Below are 13,917 nucleotides of genomic sequence, written 5' to 3'. Positions count from 1 at the left end.
AAACACGTCGAGGAAAATTTGATGCGCATCGTTCGTCAATTGCTGGGCGCCGCCATCGCGGCCGCTGTCATCGCATCGCCCGTCATGGCCGAAGAGCTGACTGGCACTCTCAAGAAGATCAAGGACTCCGGCACCATCACCCTGGGCCACCGCGACTCCTCCATCCCGTTCTCCTATCTGGCCGGCAAACCGGAACCAGTGGGCTACTCCCACGACATCCAGCTGGCCGTCGTCGAAGCCCTGAAGAAGCAACTGGGCACCGACATCAAGGTCAAGTACAACCTGGTCACCTCGCAGACCCGCATCCCGCTGGTGCAGAACGGCACCGTCGACCTTGAGTGCGGCTCCACCACCAACAACGTCGAGCGCCAGCAGCAGGTCGGCTTCTCGGTGGGCATCTTCGAAGTCGGCACCCGCCTGCTGACCAAGGTCAAGGATGGCCAGCCCTCCTATAAAGACTTTGCCGACCTGGCCGGCAAGAACGTGGTGACCACCGCCGGCACCACCTCCGAGCGCATCCTCAAGGCGATGAACGCCGACAAGCAGATGAAGATGAACGTGATCTCCGCCAAGGACCACGGTGAAGCCTTCAACATGCTCGAAAGCGGCCGCGCCGTGGCCTTCATGATGGACGACGCCCTGCTGGCCGGTGAAATGGCCAAGGCCAAGAAGCCGACTGACTGGGTCATCACCGGCACGCCACAGTCGTACGAAATCTACGGCTGCATGGTGCGCAAGGACGACCCGGCCTTCAAGAAAGCGGTCGACGAGGCCATCGTTGCCTACTTCAAGTCGGGTGACGTCAACAAGAGCTACGACAAGTGGTTCCAGCAGCCGATTCCGCCAAAGGGCCTGAACCTGCAGTTCCCGATGAGCGACGAGCTGAAGAAGCTGATCGCCGAGCCGACCGACAAGGCGGCGGACGAGAAGAAGTCCTGACCTCCGGCAAATAGTGGCCTGAAGCGCATCCGCGCGAATCCATCCAACAGGCCACTTAGTTAGTGTCTAACCTTTACATCCGAGGGCGTCGAACGCCCCCGGATGTATCGAGGTGCCCGTGAAACAACCGTCTGAGGGGAAATCCCGATGAATTACAACTGGGACTGGGGCGTGTTCTTCAAGTCCACCGGCGTGGGCAGCGAAACCTATCTGGACTGGTACGTCACCGGCCTGGGCTGGACCATCGCCATCGCCATCTCCGCCTGGATCATCGCCTTGCTGCTGGGCTCGCTGCTCGGCGTGATGCGTACCGTACCCAATCGTCTGGTGTCAGGGATTGCCACCGCCTATGTCGAGCTGTTCCGCAACGTGCCGCTGCTGGTGCAGCTGTTCATCTGGTACTTCCTGGTACCGGACCTGCTGCCCGAAGGCCTGCAGGAGTGGTTCAAGCAAGACCTCAACCCGACCACCTCGGCGCTGATCAGCGTGGTCATCTGCCTCGGCCTGTTCACCGCCGCCCGTGTCTGCGAGCAGGTGCGCACCGGCATCCAGGCGCTGCCCCGCGGCCAGGAGTCGGCCGGGCGCGCGATGGGCTTCAGCCTGCCGCAGATCTACATGAACGTGCTGCTGCCCCAGGCCTACCGGATCATCATTCCGCCGCTCACCTCGGAATTCTTGAACGTGTTCAAGAACTCCTCGGTGGCCTCGCTGATCGGCCTGATGGAGCTGCTGGCACAGACCAAGCAAACCGCCGAGTTCTCCGCGAACCTGTTCGAAGCATTCACCCTGGCCACCCTGATCTACTTCACCCTGAACATGGGCCTGATGCTGCTCATGCGCATGGTCGAGAAGAAAGTCGCGGTACCGGGCCTGATTTCCGTGGGAGGCAAGTAAATGGACATGGATTTCAGTGAAATCATCCCGGCCCTGCCCGCCCTCTGGGACGGCATGGTCCTGACCCTGCAACTGATGGTCATGGGCGTGGTCGGCGGCATTGCCCTGGGTACCATCCTGGCCCTGATGCGCCTGTCGTCGAACAAGCTGCTGGCCAATATCGCCGGCACCTACGTCAACTACTTCCGCTCCATCCCGCTGCTGCTGGTGATCACCTGGTTCTACCTGGCGGTGCCGTTCGTGCTGCGCTGGATCACCGGCGAAGACACCCCGGTGGGCGCGTTCACCTCCTGCGTCGTGGCCTTCATGATGTTCGAGGCGGCCTACTTCTGCGAAATCGTCCGCGCCGGCGTGCAGTCGATCTCCAAGGGCCAGATGGGCGCCGCGCAGGCGCTGGGCATGAGCTACGGCCAGTGCATGCGCCTGATCATCCTGCCCCAGGCGTTTCGCAAGATGACCCCGCTGCTGCTGCAACAGAGCATCATCCTGTTCCAGGACACCTCGCTGGTCTACACCGTCGGCCTGATCGACTTCCTCAACTCGGCCCGCTCCAATGGCGACATCATCGGACGCTCCCATGAGTTCCTGATCTTTGCCGGTGTCGTCTACTTCCTCATCAGCTTCTCCGCTTCCTGGCTGGTCAAGCGCCTGCAAAAAAGGATCACCGTATGATTTCCATCAAGAACGTCAACAAGTGGTACGGGGACTTCCAGGTACTGACCGACTGCAGCACCGAGGTCAAGAAGGGTGAAGTGGTGGTCGTGTGCGGTCCTTCCGGCTCGGGCAAGTCCACCCTGATCAAGTGCGTCAACGCGCTGGAGCCGTTCCAGAAGGGCGACATCGTGGTCGACGGCACCTCCATCGCCGACCCGAAGACCAACCTGCCCAAGCTGCGTTCGCGGGTCGGCATGGTGTTCCAGCACTTCGAGCTGTTCCCGCACCTGTCGATCACCGAGAACCTGACCATCGCCCAGCGCAAGGTGCTCGGCCGCAGCGAGGCGGAAGCCACCAAGAAGGGCCTGGCCCTGCTTGACCGCGTGGGCCTCGGCGCCCATGCCAAGAAGCACCCCGGCCAGCTGTCCGGCGGCCAGCAGCAGCGCGTGGCGATCGCCCGCGCCCTGTCGATGGACCCGATCGTCATGCTGTTCGACGAACCGACCTCGGCGCTGGATCCGGAAATGGTCAACGAAGTACTGGACGTGATGGTCGAGCTGGCCCACGAAGGCATGACCATGATGTGCGTGACCCACGAGATGGGCTTTGCGCGCAAGGTCGCCAACCGGGTGATCTTCATGGACAAGGGCAACATCATCGAGGACTGCCAGAAGGAAGATTTCTTCGGCAACCCGAACGCCCGCCACGAGCGCACCCAGCACTTCCTGAGCAAGATCCTGCAACACTGAGTCGGCTACAGTGACGCTGCCCGGCCACCTGCCGGGCAGCGGATGCTGGTCGTGACAAGGCCACTGTGATGAAATGCGATCCTTCGCTCCTTCGCCCTGCCCAGCCCGCCGTGAAATCCCGTCTGATCCGCCAACTGCTCGTCCCGCCCCTGGTCATCCTGCTGATGGTCGGGCTGGGCTTCGCCGCCTTCCTGATCAGCGAGAGCAACGGCATCCGCACCCTCAGCGAGAATGGCGAACGCCAGCTGGAGCTGCACGCCCGCACCGTCGAAAGCGAAATCAGCAAGTACACCTACCTGCCCAGCCTGCTGGAGCTGGAAGACAGCGTCTCGCGCCTGCTCACCGACCCCGAGGCCGGTGATCGCCAGACCGTCAACGAATACCTCGAAGGCCTGAACCGGCGCAGCCGCAGCCGGGCCATCTTCGTCCTCGACACCAACGGCCGGGTCCAGGCCACCAGCAACTGGCGCGACGCCGACTCCTTCCTCGGCGAGGACCTGGCGTTCCGCGCCTACTTCCAGGTCGCCGTGCGCGGCGAGCCGGGACGCTTCTACGGCATCGGCAGCACCACCGGCGAGGCCGGCTACTACCTGGCCCACGGGCTGGAGGAACACGGCAAGATCATCGGCGTGGCGGTGATCAAGGTGCGCCTGGACACCCTCGAGGAGCGCTGGCAGCGCGCCCGCCTGGAGGCCTTCGTCAGTGATGAGAACGGCATCATCATCCTCTCCAGCGACCCGGCCCGGCGCCTGAAATCGGTACGCCCGTTGACGCCGCAGATCAAGGAACGCCTGGCGCGCAGCCTGCAGTACTACTGGTGGCCGCTCAACGAACTGCAACCGCTGGCCCGCGAAACCCTGGCCGACGGCGTGGAGAAGCTGACCTTCCCGGCCAACAGCGAGACCGACCAGGGCAAGCAGCGCGAGGTGTCCTACCTGGCCCAGACCCGCCGCCTGGTCGACACCCCCTGGCATTTCACCCTGCTCACCCCGCTGCAGGACCTGCGCCGCGAATCGATGATGCAGGGCATCCTGGTGGGCGTGGCCTTCGCCCTGCTGGCGATCCTGGCCATCGCCTGGAACGAGCGGCGCAAGGTGATCGCCACCCGCCTGGCCGCCCGCGAGGCACTGGAAGAAGCCAACAGCCAGCTGGAGCGCAAGATCACCGAGCGCACCGCCGACCTGCGCGCCAGCAACGAACGGCTAAAGGGCCAGATCCGCGAGCGCCGCCACGCCGAGCAGACCCTGCGCCACGCCCAGGATGAACTGGTCCAGGCCGGCAAGCTGGCAGCCATCGGGCAGATGTCCACCAGCATCGCCCACGAACTGAACCAGCCGCTGGCGGCCCTGCGCACCCTGTCCGGCAACACCGTGCGCTTCCTCGAGCGCGGCGCGCTGGAAACCGCCAGCGCCAACCTGCGCACCATGAACGACCTGATCGACCGCATGGGCCGCATCACCGCCAGCCTGCGCTCGTTCGCCCGACGTGGCGACGACAGTGGCCAGGCCTCGTTGGAGAAGGCCGTGGAGGCCACCTTGCAGGTGCTGGCCAACCGCATCAGCGCCTGTCATCTGCAACTGCACCGACAGTTCGACGACCAGCTGCTGGCCATCGACCAGACCCGCCTGGAACAGATCCTGGTCAACCTGATCGGCAACGCCCTCGACGCCATGGCCACCCAACCCCTGCCGCAACTTTGGCTGGAAGGCGAAGTCCAGGGCGACAAGTACCGCCTGCGGGTGCTCGACAACGGCCACGGCATCGATGCCGAGGCACGCAAGCACCTGTTCGAACCCTTCTTCACCACCAAACCGGGCGAGCATGGCCTGGGCCTGGGCCTGACCCTGTCGGCGAGCCTGGCCACCGCTGCCAAGGGTACACTGAGCGTCGAACATCCCGCCGGTGGCGGCACCGCGTTCGTGCTTGCCCTGCCCCTGGTCACGCCCCCTAGCGAATTGGCTGAGCCTCTATGAAACAAGCCCCTCTCACCGTCCTGATCGTCGAAGACGACCCGCACGTGCTGCTCGGCTGCCAGCAGGCGCTGGCCCTGGAAGACATCGCCTGCGAAGGCGTCGGCAGCGCCGAACAGGCCCTGGAGCGCATCGGCGACGACTTTGCCGGTATCGTCGTCAGCGATATCCGCCTGCCGGGCATCGATGGCCTGGAACTGCTCAACCGCCTCAAGGCCCGCGACCGCAGCCTGCCGGTGGTGCTGATCACCGGCCACGGCGACATCGACATGGCGGTCGGCGCCATGCGCAACGGCGCCTATGACTTCATGGAGAAGCCCTTCTCGCCCGAGCGCCTGGTCGAGGTGGTGCGCCGCGCCCTGGAACAGCGCGGCCTGTCTCGCGAGGTATTCGCCCTGCGCCGCCAACTGGCCGAGCAGAGCAGCCTGGAAGGGCGCATCATCGGCCGTTCGCCGGCCATGGAGCAGTTGCGCGAACTGATCGCCAACGTCGCCGACACCTCGGCCAACGTACTGATCGAGGGCGAGACCGGTACCGGCAAGGAGCTGGTCGCCCGTTGCCTGCACGACTTCAGCCGGCGCCAGGGCCAGCCATTCGTGGCGCTGAACTGCGGTGGCCTGCCGGAGAACCTGTTCGAAAGCGAAATCTTCGGCCACGAGGCCAACGCTTTCACCGGCGCCGGCAAGCGGCGCATCGGCAAGATCGAACATGCCAATGGCGGCACGCTGTTCCTCGACGAGGTCGAGAGCATGCCGATCAACCTGCAGATCAAGCTGCTGCGCGTGCTGCAGGAGCGCACCCTGGAACGCCTGGGCTCGAACCAGAGCATCCCGGTGGACTGCCGGGTGATCGCCGCGACCAAGTCCGACCTTGCCACGCTCGGCCAGAGCGGCCAGTTCCGCAGCGACCTGTACTACCGGCTCAACGTGGTCACCCTGGAGCTGCCGCCGCTGCGCGAGCGCCGCGAAGACATCCTGCAACTGTTCGAGCACTTCCTGCAGCAATCGGCGCTGCGCTTCGACCGCGAGGCGCCGGAGCTGGACAGCCAGACCCTGTCGCGGCTGATGGCCCACGATTGGCCGGGCAACGTGCGCGAGCTGCGCAACGTCGCCGAGCGCCATGCCCTGGGCCTGCCCGCGTTCAAGAAGGGTCCCAGCGGCGGCGCCAGCCAGGGCCTGGGCTTTGCCGAGGCGGTCGAAGCGTTCGAACGCAACCTGCTCAGCGACGCCCTGCAGCGCACCGGCGGCAACCTGAGCCAGGCCAGCCAGGAGCTGGGCATGGCCAAGACCACGCTGTTCGACAAAGTGAAGAAGTACGGCCTCGGCTGATCGGCAACCTGACCCTGGAAGTTCAACGTGGACCTGGTATTCAAAGCGGCCCTGGGCGCCGGCGTGGTGGTGCTCCTGGCAATCCTGTCGAAGACCCGCAACTACTACATTGCCGGCCTGGTGCCGCTGTTTCCCACCTTTGCCCTGATCGCCCACTACATCGTCGGCAAGGGGCGATCGCTGGAAGACCTGAAGACCACCATCCTGTTCGGGATGTGGTCGATCATTCCGTACTTCGTGTACTTGGCGACCTTGTACGTGCTGGTCGACCGCCTGCGCCTGGAGGCGTCGCTAGCCCTGGCCACGGTGGCCTGGCTGGCGGCGGCGACGATGCTGGTGAGCCTCTGGGTAAGAATGCACTGAGCGTACCGCGGGGCTATCGTGGGAGCGGGCTTGCCCCGCGATAGGCTCTAGAGCCGGGCGATATGCGTGACATCCTGCCGATGCGCCTGCAGGTAGGGTAGGACCGCCCCCAGCAACGGCGCCTTGAACGGCTCCTGGAAACGATGCGCCAGTCCCGGAATCAAGCGCAACTGGCTGCCCTGGATATGCGCCGCCAGATGCACCCCGTGCATCACCGGCAGCAACGGATCGGCGGTGCCGTGCACCACCAGTGTCGGCACCCGCAGCTGGTTGAGCAACGCGACCCGACTGGGTTCGGCAAGGATCGCCATGATCTGGCGCTTGACCCCTTCCGGATTGAACGCCCGGTCATAAGCCACGGCGGCTTGTGCCAGCAACACGGCACGGTCGTCCCGCACCTCCGGGCTGCCCAACGCCGCCAGCAGGTCGGCCTGCTGTTCGATGGCCACTTCGCGGCTCGGCGCGCTGCGCCGCGCCAGCAACTGCACCAGCGCCGGATCCGGCGCCGGCAGGCCGGCGGCCCCCGAACTGGACATCACCAGGGTCAGGCTGCTTACCCGCTCCGGGGCCATGGCCGCCAGATGCTGGGCGATCATGCCGCCCATGCTCACCCCCAGCACATGGAACTGGCGGATCCCCAAGGCATCCATCAGGCCCAGGCCGTCACCGGCCATGTCGGTGAGGGTATAGGGCGCCGACACCGGCAGGCCCAGCTTGTAGCGCAGCAGTTCGACGGTCAGGTTGGCCGAGGCCGGCAGCTGGTTCCAGCGCGACAGGCCGACATCGCGGTTGTCGTAGCGGATCACCCGAAAACCTTGGCGGCACAGGGCCTCGACCACATCGTCCGGCCAGTGGATAAGCTGCCCGCCCAGGCCCATGACCAGCAACAGCGCCGGATCACGGGGCGCGCCGACACTCTGGTAGACCAGGCTCAGCTCACCGAGCTCGGCCCGTTGCACCGGCACATGGACGTCGCAGCGGCCCTCGGCGAAGCTCGCCGGCACGCTGACCAGCAGCAAGAAGAAAAGTAATAAAGCCCGCATGAAAGAAACACCAGAATGCAGATCCCCAGTAGAGCGCGAGTCTGATGAAATCCGTTCGGGCGCGCTGCCACAAAACCGTGACAGTTTCGTGAACCTTGCCGAGCGGTCGTGTGCATCCTGTTATCGACAGCACATGGCAACATGAGGGAAACTCAACGAAACCTCGTTTTAGCTCAAAGAATGCTCACGGAGCCGTCGTGCTGGAAATCCGCCACCTGAAAACCCTTCATGCCCTACGCGAAGCCGACAGCCTGGTGGAGGCCGCCGAGCGCCTGCACCTGACCCAGTCGGCGCTGTCGCACCAGTTCAAGGAGCTGGAGGAACGCCTGGGCCTGCCGCTGTTCGTGCGCAAGACCAAGCCCATCCGCTTCACCAGTGCCGGCCTGCGCCTGCTGCAACTGGCCGACGCCACCCTGCCGCTGCTGCGCGGCGCCGAGCGCGACATCGCCCGCCTGGCCGGCGGCACCGCCGGACGCCTGCACATGGCCATCGAGTGCCACAGCTGCTTCCAGTGGCTGATGCCGACCATCGACCAGTTCCGCGACGCCTGGCCGGAGGTGGAGCTGGACCTGGCCTCGGGCTTCGCCTTCGCCCCGCTGCCGGCCCTGGCCCGTGGCGACCTGGACCTGGTGGTGACCTCCGACCCGGTGGACCTGGCCGGCATCACCTACGTGCCGCTGTTTACCTACGAGGCCATGCTCGCCGTGGCCAACCAGCACCCGCTGGCCGCCAAGCCGTTCATCGTGCCCCAGGACCTGCTCGACCAGACCCTGATCACCTACCCGGTGGAACGCGACCGCCTGGACATCTTCACCCGCTTCCTGGAGCCGGCCGACATCGAGCCGGCCGCGGTGCGAACGTCAGAGCTGACGGTGATGATGATGCAACTGGTGGCCAGCGGCCGCGGCGTGTGCGGCATGCCGCACTGGGCGCTGCACGAGTACAGCTCGCGGGGCTACGTGAAGGGCAAGCGCCTGGGCGAGAAAGGGCTGTTCGCCACGCTCTATGCCGCGGTGCGCACCGACATGCTCGATGCGCCGTACATGCGCGACTTCCTGCTGACCGCCAAGGACACCTCGTTCGCCACCCTGGACGGGGTCAGCGCGGTGCGTTGAGGCCTTCGCGCCACAGCGGCAGGATCAGGTCGCGAGTCAGGGGGGCCAGATCCAGGTCCGTCGCCTGGTCGGCGGACAGCCAGGTCACCTCTTCGATTTCCGCCGCCGGGCTTACCATCGCGGTGCATTGGACGCGAAACAACTCGGCCTGCACTTCGAAGCCCGGTTCGTTGGCGGCCGGGGCGCTGAAACGGCCCAAGTGAATGGCCTGGGCCGGATCGACGCGCAGGCCCAGCTCCTCGTGCAGCTCACGCACCAGCGCCTGGGCCGGCGACTCGCCCGCATCGATCTTGCCGCCGGGCTGCATGAACGCCTGGGTACCGCGCTTGCGTACCAGCAGGGTGCGGCCTTGCGCGTCGATGAGCAGGGCGGCGGCGATGCGGATGGTGTTGGACATGGTGGACTCACAGGCGGATGAAGGGGCGCAGGATACCTGACCAGAGCCTATCGCGGGGCAAGCCCGCTCCCACGACAGCCCTGCCGAATACGCGTGGGAGCGGGCTCGCCCCGCGATAGGCTTCCCGGACGAACGGCCCCTTGCCAATCCACCGGCAACCCGCCATAACCAACCCATGAACCTCCCTGCCCACCAACACCCGGTGCTCGGCCTGTTCCACCCCGCCGTCGCCACCTGGTTCCGCCAGCGTTTCGCCACGGTCACCGAGGCCCAGGCCGACGCTTGGCCGTTGATTCACGGTGGCCAGTCGATGTTGCTGGCCGCGCCGACCGGCTCGGGCAAGACCCTCAGCGCCTTCCTCGCCGTGCTCGACGAGTTGTTCCGCGAGGGCCTGGCGCACGACGGCGAACTGCCGGCGCAGACCCAGGTCGTCTACGTCTCGCCGCTCAAGGCGCTGTCCAACGACATCCGCCTGAACCTCGACGTGCCGCTCGAAGGTATCGGCCGGCAGATCGAACAGCTTGGCTTGAAGGCCCCGCGCATCACCACCGCCGTGCGCACCGGCGACACCCCGCAGAAGGAACGCGCCGCCATGCGCAAGCTGGCGCCGCATATCCTGGTGACCACGCCGGAATCGCTCTACGTGCTGATGGGCTCGGCCTCGGGCCGCGAGGGGCTGGCCAGTGTGCACACGGTGATCGTCGACGAAATCCACGCGCTGGCCGGCAACAAGCGCGGCTGCCACCTGGCGCTGACCCTGGAGCGTCTGCAGGCCCTGGCTGGCCGGCCGCTGCGACGTATCGGCCTGTCCGCCACCCAGCGCCCGGTGGAGCGGGTGGCGCGGTTCCTGGTCGGGCAGGAGCGCCCCTGCGCCATCGTCGATATCGGCCATGTCCGCCATCGCGACCTGGCCCTGGAAGTGCCGCCCGTGCCGCTGGGCGCGGTGATGGCCACGGATGTCTGGGAGCTGGTCTACGACCGCCTCGCCAGCCTTGCCCGCGAGCACCGCACTACCCTGGTGTTCGTCAACACCCGGCGCCTGGCCGAGCGCCTGACCCGCCACCTCGGCGAGCGCCTGGGCAACCACGCCGTGGCTGCGCACCACGGCAGCCTGGCCAAGGAGCATCGCCTGGCCGCCGAGCAGCGTCTCAAGGGCGGCGAACTGCAGATGCTGGTGGCCACCGCCTCGCTGGAGCTGGGCATCGATATCGGTGAGGTCGACCTGGTCTGCCAGATCGCCTCGCCGGGCTCGATCGCCGCCTTGCTGCAACGGGTCGGGCGCTCCGGCCACCAGGTCGACGGCGTGCCCAAGGGGCGCCTGTTCCCCACCTCGAGGGACGATTTGATCGAATGTGTCGCCCTGCTCGACTGCGTGCGCCAGGGCGAGCTGGACGAACTGCATATCCCGGCGGCGCCACTGGATGTGCTGGCCCAGCAGATCGTTGCCGAAGTCAGCAACCAGCCCTGGGACGAGCGGGCGCTGTTCGACCTGCTGCGCCGGGCCAGTCCCTATGGCCAACTCGACGAAAGCCACTACCAGGCCTTGCTGCGCATGCTCGCCGAAGGCTTCAACGGTCGCCAGGGCATCCGCAGCGCCTACCTGCACCGGGATGCGGTGAACCACACCCTGCGTGGGCGCCGCGGCAGCCAGCTGACCGCCCTGACCAGCGGCGGCACCATCCCCGAGACCGCCGACTATGCGGTGCTGCTCGAGCCCCAGGCGCTGAACATCGGCAGCGTCAATGAAGACTTCGCGGTGGAGAGCATCGCCGGCGATATATTCCAGCTGGGCAATGCCTCCTATCGCATCCTGCGGGTCGAACCGGGACTTGTACGGGTCGAGGACGCCCACGGCCTGCCGCCGACCATCCCGTTCTGGCTGGGCGAGGCACCGGGGCGCAGTGACGAGCTGTCCGCCGCGGTGGCCCGCCTCCAACAGCGGATCGACCAGCAATTGCAGGCCGGCGATGGCCAGCAGGTTCACGCCTGGCTGCAAACGACCTACGCCCTGGATGAAGGCTGCGCCGAGCAGCTGCTCGACTACCTGGGCCGCACCTGGCAGGTACTGGGCGCCCTGCCCTCGCAGCAGACGCTGGTGATGGAACGTTTCTTCGACGAGTCCGGCGGCACCCAGCTGATCATTCATTCCCCCTACGGCAGCCGGATCAACCGGGCCTGGGGCCTGGCCCTGCGCAAGCGCTTCTGCCGCGCGTTCAATTTCGAACTGCAGGCGGCGGCCAGCGAGGACGCCATCGTGCTGTCGCTGTCCACCAGCCACAGCTTCGCGCTGGACGAAGTATGGCGCTACCTGCACAGCCGCAGCGCAGAGCCGATTCTGGTCCAGGCCCTGCTCGATGCGCCGCTGTTCGGCGTGCGCTGGCGCTGGAACGCGGCGGTGGCGTTGGCCTTGCCGCGCTATGTGGGCGGACGCAAGGTGGCGCCGCAGATCCAGCGGATGAAGAGCGAGGACCTGGTGGCCGCCGTGTTCCCCGACCAGATCGCCTGCCTGGAGAATATCGTCGGCGAGCGACAGATCCCCGACCACCCGCTGGTGCAACAGACCCTCGACGACTGCCTGCACGAGGCCATGGACAGCGAGGGCTGGCTGGCGTTGCTGCGGCGCATGGAGAACGGCGAGGTACGCCTGCTCAGTCGCGACCTGCCGGCCCCTTCGCCGCTGGCTTCGGCCATCCTAAACGCCCGGCCCTACACCTTCCTCGACGACGCACCGCTTGAAGAGCGGCGTACCCAGGCCGTGCTCAACCGACGCTGGAACGACGTGCACAGCGCCGACGACCTGGGTGCGCTGGACGGCGACGCCATCGCCGCGGTGCAGGCCGAGGCCTGGCCACAGGCGAACAATGCCGACGAAATGCATGAGGCGCTGATGAGCCTGGGCGCCATTACCCAACCTGAAGTCGAGGGCAATCCCGGCTGGCCGCAACTGCTGGCGCAACTGGCCAAGGCCGGTCGCGCCTGTCATCTGGATGCCGGGGAGCGACGCCTGTGGTTCGCCCGCGAGCGCCTGCAGGCGATGCTGATCCTGTATCCCGACGCCCGCCCGCACCCGGACGTTGCGGTGTTGCCAGGTTTCACCGATCCGCCCGACCTCGACACGGCCCTGATCGAGTTGCTGCGCGCCCGGCTCAGTGGCTTCGGTCCATTGACCCTGACCGAGATCGTCAACCCGCTTGCACAGGCGCCGGGTAATGCCGAAAAGGCCCTGGCCCGCCTGGAAGGCGAGGGCTATGTGATGCGTGGCCACTTCAGCCCAGGCCAGACTGGCCTGCAGTGGTGCGAGCGGCACCTGCTGGCGCGCATCCACCGCTACACGGTCAAGCGCCTGCGCCAGGAAATCGAGCCGGTCAGCCTGCAGGACTTCCTGCGCTTTCTGTTCGACTGGCAGCACCTGGGCGGCGAAACCCGCCTGCGCGGGCCGCAAGCGCTGGGCGAAGTGCTCGCCCAGCTGCAAGGCTTCCCCGCCGCCGCCGGCGCCTGGGAAAGCGACCTGCTGCCGGCACGGATCAAGGACTACAGCCCGCACTGGCTGGACGATGCCTGTCGCAGCGGCCAGTGGGCCTGGAGCCGGCTGGCGTCCACGCTGTCAGCCAGCACCCTGGCCAGCACGCCGCTGGTGCTGCTGCCCCGCGAACACCTGGGGCTATGGCGCAGCCTGGCGCCCACAGCCGACCTCGAACAACTGGGCGCACGCGCACGACGGGTGTTGCAGACGTTGCAGGAACAAGGCGCCTTGTTCTTCGATGAACTGGCCCACGAAGCTCATCTGCTACCCAGCGAGCTGGAGGCAGCCCTGCAGGAACTGGTCGGTTCGGGCCTGGCCAGCGCCGATGGTTTCAGCGGCCTGCGCAGCCTGATCACGCCGGCGGCCAAGCGCACTTCACGTAACAGCCGCCGCGGCCATCCCGCGCTGTCGAGCAGCATGGTCCACGCCGGACGCTGGGCGCTGTTGCGCCGTTCGAGCATTGCCGTGGACGCCAACCTGCGCCTGGAACATGTGGCCCGCAGCCTGCTGCGCCGCTATGGCGTCGTCTGCTGGCGCCTGCTGGAGCGCGAGAGCGATGCGCTGCCGCCATGGCGCGACCTGTTGCGCTGCTACCACCGCCTCGAGGCCCGTGGCGAAATCCGTGGCGGGCGCTTTATCGCCGGGCTGGCGGGTGAGCAGTTCGCCTTGCCCGAAGCCGTGGGGCTGTTGCGCCAGGTACGCAGGCGCTCACCGCAAGGCGAGCTGGTGGTGGTCAGCGGCTGCGATCCGTTGAACCTGGTGGGTACCTTGTTGCCTGGGGCCAAGGTACCGGCGGTGGCGGGTAACCGCGTGCTGTACCGGGAGGGTGTCGCGGTAGCCACCCGCGTGGCGGGCAAGTACCAGTTTCTTGTCGACTCGACAGCCACCGAACAGACGCAATGGCGCCAGCATCTGTTGCGCGACACTCCGTCCATTTGACTA

General features: G+C 66.4%; 11 protein-coding genes. 9 read left to right on the top strand and 2 right to left on the bottom strand.

Annotated elements, in window-relative coordinates:
* Positions 1-21: 21 nt before the first annotated feature.
* The 7 genes from HU751_RS14330 to HU751_RS14300 all read left to right on the top strand — a co-directional run bounded on the left by HU751_RS14330 (position 22) and on the right by HU751_RS14300 (position 6,897).
* Positions 22-939 (top strand): glutamate/aspartate ABC transporter substrate-binding protein, encoded by a 918-nt coding sequence (locus tag HU751_RS14330; RefSeq protein ID WP_186732066.1) that lies wholly within the window; start codon positions 22-24, stop codon positions 937-939.
* Positions 940-1,086: 147 nt separating this feature from the next.
* Positions 1,087-1,833, top strand: coding sequence for an amino acid ABC transporter permease (locus HU751_RS14325; RefSeq protein ID WP_023629014.1), 747 nt, complete (start codon positions 1,087-1,089; stop codon positions 1,831-1,833).
* Entirely contained in the window at positions 1,834-2,505 is a 672-nt protein-coding gene (locus HU751_RS14320; RefSeq protein WP_011532506.1) for an amino acid ABC transporter permease, read from the top strand.
* Positions 2,502-3,236: an amino acid ABC transporter ATP-binding protein gene (locus HU751_RS14315; protein ID WP_011532505.1), complete on the top strand. Its 735-nt coding sequence runs from the start codon at positions 2,502-2,504 to the stop codon at positions 3,234-3,236. Before HU751_RS14320 ends, HU751_RS14315 begins: the two co-directional genes overlap by 4 nt.
* 68 nt (positions 3,237-3,304) lie before the next feature.
* On the top strand, positions 3,305-5,209 hold the full coding sequence (gene aauS, locus HU751_RS14310; protein WP_050704013.1) for a two-component sensor histidine kinase AauS: 1,905 nt from the start codon (positions 3,305-3,307) through the stop codon (positions 5,207-5,209).
* Entirely contained in the window at positions 5,206-6,534 is a 1,329-nt protein-coding gene (gene aauR, locus HU751_RS14305; RefSeq protein ID WP_050704012.1) for a two-component response regulator AauR, read from the top strand. Before aauS ends, aauR begins: the two co-directional genes overlap by 4 nt.
* A 27-nt stretch (positions 6,535-6,561) precedes the next feature.
* Positions 6,562-6,897, top strand: coding sequence for a GlpM family protein (locus HU751_RS14300; protein ID WP_186732065.1), 336 nt, complete (start codon positions 6,562-6,564; stop codon positions 6,895-6,897).
* A gap of 47 nt (positions 6,898-6,944) precedes the next feature.
* Here the strand turns inward: HU751_RS14300 and HU751_RS14295 are convergent, their stop codons facing one another.
* Positions 6,945-7,940, bottom strand: a complete 996-nt coding sequence (locus HU751_RS14295; RefSeq protein WP_186732064.1) for an alpha/beta fold hydrolase — start codon at positions 7,938-7,940, stop codon at positions 6,945-6,947.
* A gap of 197 nt (positions 7,941-8,137) precedes the next feature.
* On the opposite strand from HU751_RS14295, the gene metR reads away from it, so the two are divergent.
* On the top strand, positions 8,138-9,055 hold the full coding sequence (gene metR, locus HU751_RS14290; RefSeq protein WP_186732063.1) for a transcriptional regulator MetR: 918 nt from the start codon (positions 8,138-8,140) through the stop codon (positions 9,053-9,055).
* On the opposite strand, the gene HU751_RS14285 is transcribed toward metR, so the two are convergent.
* Positions 9,039-9,452, bottom strand: coding sequence for an NUDIX hydrolase (locus tag HU751_RS14285; protein ID WP_186732062.1), 414 nt, complete (start codon positions 9,450-9,452; stop codon positions 9,039-9,041). The genes metR and HU751_RS14285 overlap by 17 nt on opposite strands.
* Before the next feature lie 175 nt (positions 9,453-9,627).
* Between HU751_RS14285 and HU751_RS14280 the strand changes: the two genes are divergently transcribed.
* On the top strand, positions 9,628-13,914 hold the full coding sequence (locus tag HU751_RS14280; RefSeq protein ID WP_186732061.1) for a DEAD/DEAH box helicase: 4,287 nt from the start codon (positions 9,628-9,630) through the stop codon (positions 13,912-13,914).
* The last annotated feature ends 3 nt before the right edge of the window (positions 13,915-13,917 follow it).

It is taken from the genome of Pseudomonas peradeniyensis, from assembly GCF_014268935.2.
GTDB lineage: Bacteria > Pseudomonadota > Gammaproteobacteria > Pseudomonadales > Pseudomonadaceae > Aquipseudomonas > Aquipseudomonas peradeniyensis.
This window is presented reverse-complemented; position numbering and strand designations above follow the sequence as displayed.